Genomic DNA, 16,078 nt, shown 5'->3' on the forward strand with positions numbered 1-16,078 from the left:
AGATTTTCCAATAGGTAAATATGTACGGTCAGAAAATAGAGGTCTTATTTATGTCAAAAAATAACCTTTAGAGGATAGCTTAAGAAAGAATAAGATAAACAACTCTAAGTTATAGTAGTGGTATTAAATACTGGTTAATACCCTAAATAACCTTTAATCCTCATTAATCTACACATAATCTAATATTTAACGCTTTGTTTAGATCAGAGTTTAAAATCTCTAATATTGTAGTAAATATTAAATAAAAAAGAATGTATAGATAAGACAGTCTTTATATTTATTAAACTTAAGGTAGGGTTTTTGTTTATGAAACTGTTATATATAACAACATGTATATAATATTAATCCTTGGATTAATATTATATTATTTTAATAACCATTTAATAAAATAAAATGACTTTAAAGAGTTTAAGAACCTTAGTGCTCATTTGTTTTGCTATTTTTTCATTAGCAAGCATTCAAAGTTGTAGTGAAAGTATTTCTCCTACAGAGGAATTAAGTTCAGAAAGCCAAACTTCAAGAGTTCGATTAGTCTTAGTTGATGCTCCTGGAGACTATATGGAGGTAAATGTTGAGATTGTAGATATTCAATATAATAGTTCAGAAGATGATGGAGGGTGGAAAAGTTTTGACCGTGAATATCCTATTAATGTTGATCTAACAGAACTAATTGCTGATAATACCCTTTTATTGTCAGATGAAATTATTCCTTCAGGTATGTTAAAACAAATAAGATTAGTCTTAAGCGATAACAACAATATTGTTATTGAGGGAGAGCCTGAACCTATTGACCTTGACACTCCTAGCGCACAACAGTCTGGTTTGAAATTAAAATTAGACACAGAGTTAGAACCTGGTTTTTCATATACTTTTATACTAGACTGGGATGTTGATAAATCAATTGTGAAAGCAGGCAATTCAGGTAAATATAATTTAAAACCTGTTATTAATGTGATTGCTGAAGTTAATTCTGGAACGGTTAAAGGAAACGTTATTGGAAAGTTGAGTATTAGCGAAGCTGATGCCGTTGCTCTTGAAAATGTTACAGTAGGTGTTTTTTCTGTTAATGATTTAGATAATTCTGTTAGTTCCACTCAAACGGATGTAAATGGAGACTTTACATTTTTAGGTCTTGCAGGAGGTTCTTATATCTTTAAAATTATGAATTTAGGATATCAAGACTATGAAACTCCTCAAGATACTCCAATTGTTGTTGAAGTTGGTGTAGTTAATGTATTAGGAGAAAGCATTGAACTATTGCTATCTGATTCTATAAAAGGGAATGTTGTAGGGAAATTAACGGTGGATGATGAAAACCCTATCGCATTGGAAAATGTGACTATTGAAATATTTGCTTCTAACGACCTCGTCAATGTGATAACCAAAACAACTACGGATATAAATGGAGATTTTTCATTTCAAGGACTGATGACAAATTCGTATGTTCTAAAAATAACCAATGAAGGATATAATGATTATGAATCTACACCTATTGATGTTGAATTTGGTGTTTTATATGAAATAGCGGAAAGCATAGAACTTTTGTTAATAGAATAGTATTCTGGAATATATTCGTTGAGTTAAGGACAAAAGAAGGACTTACCTTTTCTAAATACGGTGTCGTACTGCTCATCTTCTGAAAGCATTTTGTATTCGTAGAGGGTCATAATGAAGGCTAACGGTTTCGTAAAAAATTAGTACTTGTATTTATTTTATGCGTTGTTGTGCTTTCGTTAATTACTGGTTTAGTTCTAAATCATAAAGCCTAAATTACTTTTTGCCAGTCATGTCTTTTTGAATGGCAATTAATCGATTGAGTACTTTTTCGGTTGCAGTCAGAATTTCATTTCTATTAATACCTCCCTTGACATTCATCCATTTCCTTGACGCAATAAAACCCTCTACTGTTCGGTACAAATCATCAGTATCTACATTTGTCCATGCTTCTTCTGTTAATGGACCACTGAGTGCTTTATATTCACCTATGGTATATTTTGAATTTATTGCCCGATATTGAATAGTATGACCCTCTATTTGCCCATTTAGAATAGTACCTTTAATATTTTGAATTGTTTGTAACTCAATTAAATAATTATAAGTCTTATCATCAAAGTATTCTAACGTTCCGTTGGATTGAATAGCAAGTAATGTATTAGTGTTTAGAGGTCTTTGATATAAGTAAAGAGAAGGTAATTCATATCTTGTTATCTTAATTAGAGTATCATTATTAGCATTGGGATGAGATAATCTTCCTATTAAATTTTCTAGTATTCTATTGTCCTCATTGGTAAACCTAATCTGTTCATTCAAAATTATTGTGTCTTGTTCTAAATCCTTAATTAAGGATTCTGTATAATCAGACAGCGTTGCTTTCTGTTTGCGCGTTTCGTTCCAGTTATTAACTTGAAGTGCCAACAAAATTCCAATCATGACCAAAATTATTTCACCAATAGCATATTTTAGGTATTTGCCTGTTTTATTTTTTTCCATAAGGTCGTAGCGAATTTTTCTAAAGAATTTTATCATTGGCTTTTGCTGAAGATTTTAATCATCATTTAGTTTGTCTAATTCTGCTTTAAGCAATATTTTTAAGGCTTTGGCCTGATTATAGATATTGTCATAACTGTTTTCAGCCCCCAACTTGTTTTGAATAACATAGGGTATGAACTCCAAAAATTTGGGTTTGTTCAACATGCGTTCAAATGTTTCTTTTGCCTCAATCGCACTATAATTTTTGGTAATATAATAATCGCCCATGTCTATAACTTGACTTGTTGTAAAAATGCCCTGTTTAAGGTGAGCATAATTAAGCTGAATGTCTTGTTGGATAAAATTATATTGCCCTTCGGATGATGTCCAAGAGTAGTATTTTTGAAGTGCTGCCCTGAGAGCCTCATTACTAATTAGAGAAAGATTTCCACTGGATTTAAGTTCTTCAAATGCATTGTCGGAAATAAGTGGTATGTTGGTATAATTAGCATGTTCGATACTTTTCATAAAGTAACTGGAAGAATCTATGGCCAGCTGTGGTTTATCTATCGTCCTCAACAAAAATTCAGCACGATGAATACGGCTTTTATTTAAAGAAATAGCGGTCAAAATGTTTTCTAGATTGGTGTTTAACTCAACTTCAAAACGCTTAAGGAATATTTTTTCTTGAATGCGTTCTTTCCTCTGTTCGTTCCAATTATTAATCTGAAGTGCAATTAAAATCCCAATAACGACAAGAATTATTTCTCCAATAGCATACATTAAATATTTACTGAACTTGTTTTCGGTCAGTAATCGCTGTCTAATTTTTCTAAATAATTTTATCATTGGTTAGTGGTTGGTTGTCCTTTCTAAGGTAATGAATTATTAAATATTGCTAATTCGTTTTGGTTGAAATCGTAAGACTCGTTACATAAATCAAAAAATATTCGTTTTACTTTAAACTCATACTACCTACTATTGTTAGCGGATTATTAAGAGTTCCCCAAGGAAATCATTGTAATAAGTTTTTTGGGGATTCCCGCAACTGTTTTTTCTCCATATCTACTTTACTTACTAAGCGATGATTGTAGTTTGACCTCAATTATTTGAAATGAAAAAAAGATTAGCTGTAGTATTTGTATTTCTTTTATTCATCCTAATTGATTCATGTTCTAAAGAGGATATTAAAATATACGAATTAACAACTTATGCCAGACCTACAGAAGGAGGAAGTGTAAGTCCATCTAGTGGCTCTTATGTTTCGGGAGAAGAAGTTTCTATAACTGCTAAAGCATCAGGCGAATATGTTTTTAAGAATTGGAGTGGCAGTGTAACCGGAACTACCAACCCATTAAAAATGAATATGAACTCGGATAATTCTTTACACCAAGCTGCTCTACACCACGGAAAAAGGATTTTTCCTGGCTGTTAATCCGGGATCCTATATGAAAAAATGTCACATTTCCATTCTCAAAATGTTCGGTCGGGACTCGCAAGGTACTGTGCCGAGGAATTCCCGCCATTAAAATTTCCTGCACGCAGTAATAATTCTAAGAATTACTTCTCTTCATTTTATCTCGATGCAAAACGAATGAAAAAATCGAAATTATAACTCCTAAAACTCTATTTTTATAAAAACTGCTAAATGTTACTATAATTCAATCAGTCATGAACTCTGAAAGAAAATACAACATCATCTTTAGGGCTTGCGATATTGTCAATGCCGTAAACAAGAACCCCAGACCTTTTAATTTGGAAAAGGCGCAGTTGATAAAACTATGTTTTCTTAGTTTGGTTGAATCCTTAAAAGATTTAGATTTTAAGATTATCGTTCTGGGTGATAAGCTCTCTGAAGAAATGATCGCCTTTTTTAACCGTTTCGAAGTTGAATTGTATCTTGGAAACTTTGGAAATGATGCCTCCTTCAGAGAAACACTAAAAATAGCAAGTACAATACCGAATGATGAATGGATCTACTTCTGTGAAGATGATTACCTGCATGTTCCTCATGCCTTTGAATTTATAGATCATTTTCTGGATGAACGAGAAACACTTTTTAAACAAAAAAAGAAGTTCTTTAACCTATTCCGCGAAGTTAATTTAAAAGATAAAGACCTTTTTATTTTTCCACCGGATTATCCGGATCGTTATGACCCGGGAAACCGAAAATCCTCTTTAATTTTATTTTCAAGTGATTGCCATTGGAGGGAGGTGAGCAATATTACCCTCACATTTCTTACAAAATCTTCCACAATTAGAAAACATAACGCACTATTCAAAAAAGCCTCATTTAAAGCCAGAGAAGGAAGTATGGGCAATGCCGATCGAAAGATCAGTAGAAGGTTATTCGGAAAATTAGGTTTTGGTTTCCGGACCAGTTCGGTGTGTTTTTCCCCCCTCCCGGGATTATCGACACACATGCACCGTGATACCATGACACCCCTGGTGAACTGGGAAAAGTTAATACGGGATTACATCTCTAAAGTAGAAGCATTAGAGAAATAAAGGAATTTGTCTAGTTAGAATTTTTTTGCTCTGACCAAAAAAGGCAGTTGCAAATATCGTTACAGGCTCTTTTTCGCCTGGAGAAACGCACTTCCACTGCAGGCATTGTTATTTCCGAAAACCCGTAGGAAATCATTAAACAATAGCTTTGATTGATTGTTGACGTCACTAAAAATAGGCATTCAGGATGAACTAATAACTAAGGAAGCTGCAAAGAATAGTTGCAAATTCATAAGATTATCATCCAAAAAAAGGTAATTGGATCGTAAATTAGCTGAAGATACATTCAGACACCAATTATTAATTTCGGATGAGATTAAGTTTGAGAATTTGTTGTTTACTTATTGGAGTTTTCCTTTCCTCAACAGAATTTTCTTTCTCTCAGAATACAAGTGACTCACTTAATTCAGTGAAGCTGGTTGGGCTCAAAGTTCACAAAGGATCTGTACTTATTCATAGCCGTGAGCTCAGACCTATTAAAGATTCCTACCCTGCCGGAATCGAATTTGATTTGGCCTGGCACAAAATATCCCAAAACGCCTGGGAGTCATGCATGTGTTATCCGAAACTCGGTATTGCACTCACCTACTGGGAATACGATAATAAGGAAGTGCTCGGCCAGGGAATAACAGGACTCTTTTACATCGAACCCGTTTTTAACACTAAGGGAAGAGTGAACTATTCCATTCGGGCGGGTTTAGGTTTATCTTATCAGAACACTCCGTATGATTCCATATTAAATCCCGACAACTTAAGTTACAGTACCTCTCTGGCATTTCCCTTGCAACTGGGAGGAACAGTACATTTCAGAATAAAATCCCGGTGGTTATTGAATGGAAGTCTGATGTATAACCACTTTTCAAATGGGGGTATCAGGCAACCAAATAAGGGTATTAACTGGCCCTCGATTGGAGTTGGTCTCGCATATTATTTAAAAGAGTTTGAGTTTAAGAAAAGAGCTGTAAACAACTGGAGAGATATTGCCCCGCCCCAAAAAAGGTTGGATTTTACTTTTTTTATTGCCTATGAAGAACCGAGAGATAATCTATTCCTGATTTCCCCCGGACTAGAAATCAAATGGAGCAGGCAGTTTGCCAGGGTAAATGCCTACACCCTTGGAGGGGAGGTTATCTATGATAATGGTACCGGCTACGTACTTGAACAGAACGGAGATGAAGCTAGTCCAGTGAAGGCCGGAATGGCTATTGGTCATGAATTCTTATTAGGGAAGTTTTTTTTCAGCCAGCAATTTGGAGTCTATCTCAATAATCCTAATCCCATGCACTCAGATGTGTATCAAAGATACGGGCTGGTTTTCAGAATCAACAAAACCCTAAACGCAGGTATCAATCTGAAAGCACACGGTCATGTAGCTAATTTCCTTGATTTTAGAGTGGGTATTATCCTTTGAGATTAGGAATGATGCAGATTCTCGCGCTGTTTCGTCAGAAAACTGTTTGGCATTGGAGCTAATCCGGGAAGTATGAAGGAAATTTAAGGAATGGTGGAGTATCCACCTGTGTTTTTCCAATTCCAATCAAAGTGCCTTAAATATTTTTTGCGTCAAAATCCAGAGCAGTATCCAACCCTATTTCCACCCCTTTTATTGTTTTTACATAACGAATGGCTAGTAAGGCACCATTGACAAAAGACTCATAGGAAGTACTGCTGTGATGTATTGAAAAAATCTCTCCATTATTGCTAAATGCAACTTCCTGGTCAGACAGCATACCCTTCATTCTCAGTGAGTGCACACGAACCCCTGAGATTAATCCGCCTCGTGCTCCTCTAACTACCTCCGTGCTGTCTTTCTGTTCTGATGGACTTCTGTGCTTTCCCATTCGCATGGCTGTGGCCAATGCCGTACCTGAAGGAGCATCTGGTTTGGTATCTTCATGCCGCTCAATGACCTCGGCAGAATCAAAATAAGGTGAAGCCATTTCCGCAAAACGCATCATCAGTACTGCTCCTATTGAGAAATTAGGAACTATCAAACAACCGGGATCATCTTCGCCCCAGAAAGATTTTAACTCTGCTATCCTATCTTCTGTAAAACCGGAGGTTCCCACAACAACACTCATCCCTTTTGCATGCCACTTTTTAAGGTTTTCCATCACTACCCCGGGATGGGCACATTCTACTAGTATTTGAGCATCTATATTTTCTATAACATCATCTACCCCTACCCCAGCCACAGTTTTACCGGCATGACCCGGCGCATAAGCCCCGCTAAGCTGCAGTTCGTTTGTGTTTGAAATACCATGTGCAATTACACTGCCCAAACGGCCCATTGCCCCTGAAACTGCTACTTTCATAATAACTTAGTTTTATAGTGTGTTTTCAATATGTCATCTATTTGTTCTACAGTTTTAAACGCATCTTCTTTGGAAAAACATAAAGGAGGCTTTGTTTTCAAAACACTGTCATGCGGACCATCTGTACTGATAAGGATGTGTCTGTTCCTCAGTTTGTTTTTAATATGATGTGCCAACTCTGTATCGTGCTCCTTCGTATTATCCTTTACAATTTCTACCCCAAGATATAAGCCGGAACCTCTCACATCCCCAATACAAGGATACTTTTTTTGAAGCGCCGCGAGTAATGATTTGTAATAATCGCCTGTAATTTTTGCATTTTCCTGTAAATTTTCTTCTTCAATAACTTCAAGAACCGACAAAGCAATAGCACACGACACAGGATTCCCTCCAAATGAACTGAAGAATTCCACGCCTTTTTCAAAAGATGCGGCAATTTCTGAAGTGCAGACTACGGCTCCCATAGGATGGCCGTTCGCCATGGGTTTTCCAAGAATTACCATATCCGGAACAACTTCCTGAGCTTCATATCCCCAAAAATGATCCCCCAAACGACCAAATCCTGTTTGTACCTCATCATCTATACAAACACCTCCCTGCTTTCTTATTACGGGATACAGGTGTTTTAAATACCCTTTTGCCAAAGGCACCTGACCTCCGCAACCTATTACAGGCTCACCTATAAATGCCCCTATGGGTGTCTCCGAATTTTCAATCAAGTCAATGGCTTCTTCCGCATAACTTTTTCCGGCACTTCCATTATCATTCGTATACTTACCCCTATAAGTATCAGGAATAGGCGCTACTAAGATGTGTTCTTTTTTTCCTCGTCCTTTCGGATTACTAAACTTATAGTAGCTCACGTCTATGGCTGCCCGTGTGTTACCATGATAACCGTGTTCCATGACCATTATATTTTCATGACCGCTATGGATACCAGCCATACGGAGTGCCAGATCTGTAGCCGCACTTCCTGAGTTTACAAAAAACACCTTGTTTAACGAGTCGGGAAATTTTGCCAATAGCTTTTCAGCATATTCATTTAAAGAATCGTAAAGATATCTGGTGTTCGTATTCAGTTTTGCCATCTGCCGTTGTCCCGCCTCCACTACTTTAGGATGGCTATGCCCTACATGGGGAATGTTATTGTAAGCATCCAAAAAGGTATTCCCGTAGGCATCATACATGTATTGAAATGCAGCTCCTTTCATGTAAATAGGCTTGTCATAACTAACCGAAAGTATGGAACTCATATGCTCATATCTTTTTGACAGCATCTTTTCAACAGGTAATGGGTTTTTAGCAGGAAAACCCGCTGCCGTGCGAAAACTTGTTTCCGCCGCAATCGGATTTATAGCCAACCAGCGATATAGCATCTGCCAGGCATATTTTTCGCTTACAAAGGCATATTCATTATCACCATTTTCAGCTCTTGCATTGGCAGAATTACAGACACTTATACAAAGTCTGGCTGCAATGAGATAGTAAAGCACCTCTAGTTCTTTCTTCTGTAAAGGCAATATTTCATGATAGGCTTTTATAAGTATTGAAGCCCATTCCAATGAATTTTCTTTGTCATAGCACGAATAGGTAATGGCAATTGCCAATTCATTAATCAGTAATGTATGTGCCATATCACCAAAATCTATAATTCCCGAAACTTCTTCGTCGGCAACGAGGACATTCCATTCATTGGCATCGTTGTGAATTATGGACGTTCTTAACTCCGGGAGAGAAGGCACTATATTTTCCACATATTGCTTAAAATAATGGTAAACAATACTTCTGTCTTTTTTATCGGGAATATGTTCAAGGTATTGTTTGCTCATATCCAGGTGCAGAATGTCCCATTTGAGTTTCCTGGCTTCTATCCTGTAATTCACAAAACTTTGAAGTTTCAGGTCTAAATGTGCCAGAAACCTGCCGAGAGATTGAAACAATTTTTCCGTATGAGGAACATCTGCCAGAAACACTCCATCCAGATAGGATAACATTCTGCAGATACATTTTTGTCCATTGATATCCAGTACCGTGTAATTTCGATCTTTCAACGGAATGGGTCTTTGTGTACCCTTCTGATCCTCATTCTGAAGAAATAGTAGCGCATCATTTTCAGCTTCTACCAATGTCAGTATATCCCGGGTATATGGGTAAGTTTTGAAAATATAACGCTCATTTTTCGTTTCAACAAGGTAGTTGGCATTATCCAATCCACTTAGTCTTTCAACTTTTAGGGCATTTATACCAAATTGTTCCCGTAAGATGGTCTTCATTGAAGTTTTAAAATTATTAATCAGTAAACCACGCTTAGTAACCAGCTGCCTGCCCGTCCTTACGGGATTCCGAAGCCCCGGTATAGACCTTGTTTTCCAAATCTACCCCAATGGCCTGATAACCACCATAAATCCCAACACTAAAAGAGATCCGATGATCTTTTTTTCGTAATTCCCGAATGGTCTTATAATCAAAGTCGCTCTCCAGATTCAGGGTGCCACCATTGCTCATTACCGAGCCGGTAGGCTGAGAGCTCCCCTGATGCCTCATCCGGGGGGCATCACCGGCTTCCTGAAGATTCATCCCAAAGTCGATCAGATTCACTACTATCTGAGTATGCCCCTGGGGTTGCACTGCTCCGCCCATAAGCCCGAAGCTTAAAAAGGGTTTTCCATCCTTTGTAATAAAGGCAGGAATTATGGTATGAAAAGGCCGCTTCCCCGGTTCCAGAGCATTGGCATGGTTCTTATCTTGTACATTAAACATCTGTCCGCGGTTCTGCAAGACAAAACCCAGTCCGTCAGGCACCATCCCGGAGGCAAACTCCGAATAGATACTCTGGATGAGTGACACCATGTTCCCATCTTTATCTGCAACGGTTAAATAGGTAGTATTCCCGGTCTCGATCTCAAGGTCTCCTGCCGGGTAAGTACTTGCTGCTTTATCCGGATTGATTAGCTCGCGCCTCCGGGCAGCGTATTCCTTAGACAAAAGTTGGTCTAGAGGGATTTTATTAAAGTCGGGGTCTGCGTAGAATTTAGCCCGGTCTTCAAAGGCCAGCTTTTTAGCCTCAGTAAGTACATGCAGGTAAGCTGCACTTCCAAAACCCATGGATGCAATGTCATAACCCTCTAAAATATTCAGCATCTGCAGGGCTGCTGTGCCTTGTCCGTTAGGGGGCAGTTCCCAGATGTCGTAACCCCGGTAGTTAATGCTTACCGGTTCCACCCAATTTGAGTTGTGGGAGGCCAGGTCTTCATAAGAAAGGAAGCCACTGTGTTTTTTCATATAGGCATCAATAGTGCGGGCAATGTCGCCCTTATAAAAAGCATCCCTCCCACCTTTGGCAATCATTTCGTACGTATTGGAGAGGTCCTCGTTTTTAAAAACTTCGCCTTTTTTTGGTGCCCGACCATTGGGCAAATAGGTAGTGGCAAATCCCGGCAAGTCTTCCATACCTTCAGAACCGTAGCCCATTTCATAAGCAATGACTTCCGATACGGGGAAACCTTCCCGGCCATAGTTAATAGCCGGTTGTAATAATTCTGTTATAGGTAATTTTCCAAATTTCTGATGCAAGGCAAACCAGCCATCTACGCAACCCGGCACAGATACCGGAAGGGGTCCGTGTAAGGGAACATATTTCATTCCCCGATCCATAAAGTATTCGATAGAGAGGGACTTTGGTACACGGCCACTACCGTTAAAGCCATAGAGTTTTTCTTCCTTTGCGTCCCAGACAATCGCAAAGATATCGCCACCGATTCCGCAACTGGCAGGCTCTACCAAACCAAGCATTGCATTCGCTGCAATTGCGGCATCCATGGCACTTCCACCTTTTTTAAGAATATCCAGGGCAACCTGTGTTGCTAAAGGCTGACTCGTGGCGGCCATGCCGTTGCGGGCGAGGATTTCAGAACGGGTGGTAAAGGTTTCCCCTGTGAGCCGGTCCTGTGCCCAAAGATTGAAGTTAAGGAATACCAATAAAAATATTGAGAAAAGCTTTGTCATAGGAATAAGGTTTAATTACCCTAAACTAGCAAAAAAGTTAGTGGATACAAGGAGAATACATTGAAATATTCATGAAATTCTTCTTTCTAAAAGCGTATAGCTAGAATAGTGTATGGAAATTCGGCTTCTCTATATATTTCGAAAGGAAATTGGGACACTTTGATTGAAAACTATAAAATATTAACTTGCGGTATGACCAGAAAAATCAACTTCGTAAGCATTTTGCTTTTACTGGCTGCCATTTATGGATGCCAACAATCAACAACATTAATATCAGTAACATCACCCTCAGATAACAATGAAGTTCAGATAGTTTTGGACGACCAGGGCAGTATGTATTATCAGGTTCTTCACAATGGTGAGTTCATAATTGATACTTCATATATGGGCTTCGACTTTAAAGAGCAGCCTGCCTTAGCTAAAGGACTTAAGATAGTTAGTTCAGAAAGCACTTCTCAAAATGAAACATGGGAGATGCCCTGGGGTGAGCAACGTGAAGTGGTAAACAATTATAACCAGGTGACGATTCATCTTGAAGAAAAAGAAGCACCAAAAAGAAAATTTGATCTGATTTTCAAAGTCTATGATGATGGGCTTGGCTTCCGGTATCATTTTCCGAAGCAGGAAACACTCTCAGAAGTCATCATTACAGATGAAAATACGCAGTTTCAGCTTACCGGTAATCCTATGGTTTGGTGGATACCCGGAGATTGGGACATTTATGAGCAACTGTATAGCACCACGCCATTCAATAAGATTGATGCAACCAGTAAACGGAATCATCCCAATCTGGCGGCCACCTATATTCCTGAAAATGCGGTGAATACACCTGTAACCATGAAAACGGAAAATGGATTATACCTGAGTTTTCATGAAGCCAACCTTACTGATTATGCCGGTATGACGTTAAAAGTTGATACCTTGAATCTTTCGATGCAAAGTGAACTGGTAGGATCGGACATCACCGGATACAAGGTAAAAAGGGAAACCCCATTCAGTACCCCCTGGCGCACCATTCAAATTGCCGACAGAGCCGGTGACCTCATTGAGTCAAAATTGATTGTAAATCTGAATGAACCCAATGCATTGGGTGATGTTTCCTGGATAAAACCCATGAAATATGTGGGTATCTGGTGGGATATGCACCTTGGCAGGAGTACATGGGATTACGCCGGGACACAGGATATGAATAGCTGGGAAAATCTTGCAAATGCGAAACCCACAGGTAAACACGGGGCAACTACCGCCAACGCCAAAAGATATATTGATTTTGCTGCCGCTAATGGGCTTAAAGGACTGTTGGTAGAAGGCTGGAATACGGGATGGGAGCATTGGATAGGGTTTGAAGACAGAGAAGGCGTATTTGATTTTGTCACCCAATATCCGGACTATGACTTAAAAGAGGTAGTACGTTACGGAAAAGAAAAGGGAGTTGATTTAATCATGCATCATGAAACATCCGCAGCGCCAAGAACTTATGATCAGCAAATGGATGAAGCATATAAGTTAATGGAATCATTAGGCATCCATGCCGTCAAAACCGGCTATGTGGGTAAACTGATCCCGAAAGGGGAATACCACCACGGGCAATGGATGGTGAACCATTACAGAAGGGCAATATTAAAGGGAGCAGAACACCAGGTGGCCATCAACGCACATGAGCCTATTAAGGCTACCGGGATACGGAGAACCTACCCTAATGCCATTGCGCGCGAGGGCTTGCGGGGCCAGGAATTTAATGCCTGGGCAACAGATGGGGGGAATCCACCGGAACATTTACCTATAGTCGCTTTTACGCGCATGCTTGCAGGACCAGTTGACTTTACCCCCGGTATTTTTAAAATAAAACTGGCGCCGGATAAACCGGATAACCAAATAAACACTACCCTGGCACAACAACTCGCCTTATATGTGGTCATCTATGGCCCTGTACAGATGGCTGCAGATCTCCCTGAAAATTATGAAGGGCAGGCTGCCTTTCAGTTCATACGGGATGTAGGCGTGGACTGGGAACAGAGCAAGGTATTGGATGGGGAAATAGGTGACTTTGTGACCATAGCCCGTCAGGAAAGGGGAACCGAAAAATGGTTTGTCGGATCCATTACCGATGAAAATGCGCGTGAGGTAACTATCAATCTGGATTTTTTATCACCATCTAAGAAGTATAAAGCCATTTTGTACACCGATGGGGAAAATGCACACTGGAACGATAATCCCCTGGAACTGGAAATTGAGGAGCAGGAGGTAGATCATACAACTACACTAACACTCCAACTGGCACCGGGAGGTGGAGCTGCTATAAGTTTGGTGCCTGCTGAATAATCAAGAGATGAGCCTGGCTTTTTTTACCTATTTGTTCAGTACTTAGAACTGTTTCGAAAGAAAATCCTATGGAATTGATTAATCATCCTAAATGAGTTGCCCCGTAATAAGCGGCTCCCAAGAGAGGCGTTTTATCATTTAGAACTACCTGTACCGGCATTAGTTGAAGCAGGGGTTTCATACGGCCAGCCGCAACAAAGTTTTCAGTAAAAATCTCCCGGTTTATTATCCCGATGATTTTTGGAACAATCCCACCTCCTAAATAAACCCCTCCTGTAGCCTTGGTCTTTAAGGCAAACTGGGCAGCTTCTATAGCCAGATAGCGCACAAATAAATCCAGGGTTTCTATACAAACAGGGTCGCTTTTTTCGTGGGCAACAGCGGTAATCACAGCTGCCGCATCTTCCTGTTGGATTTTATCTTCTAGCCATTTGGGTTCCGCGTTTCCCCTGAAACCTCTTAAAAATTTATAAATACTACAAATTCCGGGGCCGGATACGACTCGTTCCCAACTCACATGTCCAAACTTTTGATGCAGGTATTTCCATAATTCCCAATCCAGATCGTTACGAGGACTAAAATCGCAATGTCCCCCTTCTGTAGCATAGGGATGATAATGGGTCCCATCCCAATACAGTCCGGCCTCTCCAAGACCTGTGCCCGGCGAAATGATGACAGCGTTCCCGGGGATATTTGATCCTTCTTTTAGAATTTCAAAGTCCTTGTTCCGAAGCGCCACCAGGCCAAAGGCATTGGCTTCCATATCATTGATGAGGGTAACCGAATGAACCTGGAGTTCCCTGCTAATTTCTTCACTATCTATTTCCCACGGAAAATTTGTCCCTTTTACTTTGCCCCTGGTTACAGGGCCGGCTACGCCCAGGCAGATTCCATTTATGATAGGTAACTTATCGCTGTGAAACGAACGCACCATCTCCGTAAAAGCATTGTAATTCTTTGTGTGATACGATTTCTCCTTTATTAATGTAAGTAGTCCTTTATGGATTTCAAAAAGTGCCAGATTTGTTTTTGTTGCTCCAATATCTGCCGCTAAAATTACACCGTTGCTATAAGCGCTTTTTTTATTCCTTAAAAAAGCCAACGGAATTTGGGGCTCATCAGATAAGGAGTTTGAAAAACTTTCCTGCTTTTTCATGGTAGTGATCTATATAGTTGTGGTAATCTTCTTTTCCCAAATAACACTGATCTTATAAAGCTGAGAAACGCTTTTAATTACAACTTTTCAGGACGGCTATTACCAATACGTATTTAAATACAAATATCTCCCGGATGTCAGAAGTTTAAAATGATAAAGGTCATCAGGAATGAATTATACCTGATTACAAAATTAGTCCCCCTCCGAAATTGAAGCAACTAAGTAACCATGTACTGTGAGCAAAGTTGAAAGAAGGAAAAAAGATAACTGGAATGGGGTTTTTGAATGTTTTGGTTAACTCAAATAGCTACGAAAAAATAGAGTGATGCAGAGGAACCCTTAAATTGAACGGAAAAGTATTAAACTACCTGTGCTTCCTTACCAAATCGTATGGTTACAATTATTTTACCAATAAAATATCCAATGACAAATACAGCAGCAGATATGCCTACAATAAGCAGCATTGCACTCCACACCTCAGTAAGTGGTATATTGTTCGCAGGAATTTTTTCCAAGATCTTTAAGCTTCTGAAAACTCTAAAAGGAAAACTAAAATAATTAATCAGAGCATCCTTGAATTCACTAAATGTAAGGAACATATAGACATTGCTGGAAATTCCATAGGCTATAATACTCAAACCAAACCCAAACATTCTACTATATGTTTTGCTATACGCAACTTTATAAGATTTTATTAATTCATTATTATTAGGAAGTTTATTATTGGTTAAAGACCCGCTTAAATCTTTGTCGTACCTGAATTTTTTCACATATTCCTTAGAATAGTAAATCCAGCATAATATTAAGAACAGGGGAGTAACTACAACAATCAGTGTAATACATAAAAGCAGTAGTAAAGTTACCAATTCACTAAGTCCTTCATAATTGAAATAACGCTCAATTGGAGCCTCGTTAGTTTGTAAAGTATAAAAGGTTTTTACTAAAACGTTTACATAATTAAGAACTACCAGATTCATTGAAATGTAATTTTAGATTGGCGTGAGTTTTAGTAAGATATCACACACATAGAACATACTCCAGGATCAACTGAATATAGTGAATTATTTTAAATCAGAAAGATATATTCAGCAGTATGCTATTCTAGTTTTAATTTGAGTAAAAACCAAGCAGAAAGTGACGGAACCTCTAATTTCTTGTCCCAATGGGTATATTTATTTATCTAATATTCGTCCTGATATAAATTTTTTAAATTAAAAGTCCGGTAGATTTCCATATCTATTATGGATAAAATCGTGACATTTAATCTTAGAATTATTAAAAATACTAAAGACACCTAAGATTT

At 38.6% G+C, this 16,078-nt stretch carries 12 protein-coding genes; 5 read left to right on the forward strand and 7 right to left on the reverse strand.

Translation table 11 applies throughout. From position 1 onward, the window contains the following. The first annotated feature begins 393 nt into the window (after positions 1-393). Positions 394-1,557 (forward strand): DUF4382 domain-containing protein, encoded by a 1,164-nt coding sequence (locus tag Q0874_RS14535; protein WP_299164237.1) that lies wholly within the window; start codon positions 394-396, stop codon positions 1,555-1,557. A gap of 213 nt (positions 1,558-1,770) precedes the next feature. Here Q0874_RS14535 and Q0874_RS14540 read toward each other — a convergent pair whose 3' ends face one another. Continuing rightward, positions 1,771-2,490 carry a DUF6090 family protein gene (locus tag Q0874_RS14540; RefSeq protein ID WP_299164238.1) on the reverse strand — a complete coding sequence of 240 codons (720 nt, stop codon included), beginning with the start codon at positions 2,488-2,490 and terminating at the stop codon, positions 1,771-1,773. 54 nt (positions 2,491-2,544) lie between these two features. Next, positions 2,545-3,318 (reverse strand): DUF6090 family protein, encoded by a 774-nt coding sequence (locus Q0874_RS14545; protein ID WP_299164240.1) that lies wholly within the window; start codon positions 3,316-3,318, stop codon positions 2,545-2,547. 265 nt (positions 3,319-3,583) lie between these two features. On the opposite strand from Q0874_RS14545, the gene Q0874_RS14550 reads away from it, so the two are divergent. From Q0874_RS14550 to Q0874_RS14560, 3 genes are all read left to right on the forward strand, one after another. Then, complete coding sequence (locus tag Q0874_RS14550; RefSeq protein ID WP_299164241.1) at positions 3,584-3,904, forward strand: hypothetical protein; 321 nt, start codon at positions 3,584-3,586, stop codon at positions 3,902-3,904. Positions 3,905-4,140: 236 nt separating this feature from the next. Then, positions 4,141-4,977, forward strand: coding sequence for a hypothetical protein (locus Q0874_RS14555; RefSeq protein WP_299164242.1), 837 nt, complete (start codon positions 4,141-4,143; stop codon positions 4,975-4,977). 310 nt (positions 4,978-5,287) lie between these two features. Further along, positions 5,288-6,388 (forward strand): acyloxyacyl hydrolase, encoded by a 1,101-nt coding sequence (locus tag Q0874_RS14560; RefSeq protein ID WP_299164243.1) that lies wholly within the window; start codon positions 5,288-5,290, stop codon positions 6,386-6,388. A gap of 136 nt (positions 6,389-6,524) precedes the next feature. On the opposite strand, the gene dapB is transcribed toward Q0874_RS14560, so the two are convergent. From dapB to ggt, 3 genes are read right to left on the reverse strand one after another with little or no spacing between them, the layout of a single operon-like run. After that, entirely contained in the window at positions 6,525-7,292 is a 768-nt protein-coding gene (dapB, locus tag Q0874_RS14565) for a 4-hydroxy-tetrahydrodipicolinate reductase (protein ID WP_299164244.1), read from the reverse strand. Continuing rightward, positions 7,289-9,565, reverse strand: a complete 2,277-nt coding sequence (locus Q0874_RS14570; RefSeq protein WP_299164246.1) for an aminotransferase class III-fold pyridoxal phosphate-dependent enzyme — start codon at positions 9,563-9,565, stop codon at positions 7,289-7,291. The genes dapB and Q0874_RS14570 overlap by 4 nt, the downstream gene beginning before the upstream one ends. A gap of 34 nt (positions 9,566-9,599) precedes the next feature. Further along, positions 9,600-11,297, reverse strand: a complete 1,698-nt coding sequence (ggt, locus tag Q0874_RS14575; RefSeq protein ID WP_299164247.1) for a gamma-glutamyltransferase — start codon at positions 11,295-11,297, stop codon at positions 9,600-9,602. A gap of 192 nt (positions 11,298-11,489) precedes the next feature. Between ggt and Q0874_RS14580 the strand changes: the two genes are divergently transcribed. Then, entirely contained in the window at positions 11,490-13,619 is a 2,130-nt protein-coding gene (locus Q0874_RS14580) for a glycoside hydrolase family 97 protein (protein ID WP_299164249.1), read from the forward strand. Positions 13,620-13,701: 82 nt separating this feature from the next. Here the strand turns inward: Q0874_RS14580 and glk are convergent, their stop codons facing one another. After that, entirely contained in the window at positions 13,702-14,775 is a 1,074-nt protein-coding gene (gene glk, locus Q0874_RS14585) for a glucokinase (protein ID WP_299164250.1), read from the reverse strand. Between the two features lie 359 nt (positions 14,776-15,134). Continuing rightward, positions 15,135-15,752 (reverse strand): hypothetical protein, encoded by a 618-nt coding sequence (locus Q0874_RS14590; RefSeq protein ID WP_299164251.1) that lies wholly within the window; start codon positions 15,750-15,752, stop codon positions 15,135-15,137. Positions 15,753-16,078 lie beyond the last annotated feature (326 nt).

The sequence above is a fragment of the uncultured Eudoraea sp. genome, from assembly GCF_947490415.1.
Classification (GTDB): Bacteria; Bacteroidota; Bacteroidia; order Flavobacteriales; family Flavobacteriaceae; genus Eudoraea.

Coding starts and splice junctions, on each gene's coding strand:
- Q0874_RS14535 (WP_299164237.1), top strand. CDS start 394: ATGACTTTAAAGAGTTTAAGAACCTTAGTGCTCATTTGTTTTGCTATT.
- Q0874_RS14540 (WP_299164238.1), bottom strand. CDS start 2,490: ATGGAAAAAAATAAAACAGGCAAATACCTAAAATATGCTATTGGTGAA.
- Q0874_RS14545 (WP_299164240.1), bottom strand. CDS start 3,318: ATGATAAAATTATTTAGAAAAATTAGACAGCGATTACTGACCGAAAAC.
- Q0874_RS14550 (WP_299164241.1), top strand. CDS start 3,584: ATGAAAAAAAGATTAGCTGTAGTATTTGTATTTCTTTTATTCATCCTA.
- Q0874_RS14555 (WP_299164242.1), top strand. CDS start 4,141: ATGAACTCTGAAAGAAAATACAACATCATCTTTAGGGCTTGCGATATT.
- Q0874_RS14560 (WP_299164243.1), top strand. CDS start 5,288: ATGAGATTAAGTTTGAGAATTTGTTGTTTACTTATTGGAGTTTTCCTT.
- dapB (WP_299164244.1), bottom strand. CDS start 7,292: ATGAAAGTAGCAGTTTCAGGGGCAATGGGCCGTTTGGGCAGTGTAATT.
- Q0874_RS14570 (WP_299164246.1), bottom strand. CDS start 9,565: ATGAAGACCATCTTACGGGAACAATTTGGTATAAATGCCCTAAAAGTT.
- ggt (WP_299164247.1), bottom strand. CDS start 11,297: ATGACAAAGCTTTTCTCAATATTTTTATTGGTATTCCTTAACTTCAAT.
- Q0874_RS14580 (WP_299164249.1), top strand. CDS start 11,490: ATGACCAGAAAAATCAACTTCGTAAGCATTTTGCTTTTACTGGCTGCC.
- glk (WP_299164250.1), bottom strand. CDS start 14,775: ATGAAAAAGCAGGAAAGTTTTTCAAACTCCTTATCTGATGAGCCCCAA.
- Q0874_RS14590 (WP_299164251.1), bottom strand. CDS start 15,752: ATGAATCTGGTAGTTCTTAATTATGTAAACGTTTTAGTAAAAACCTTT.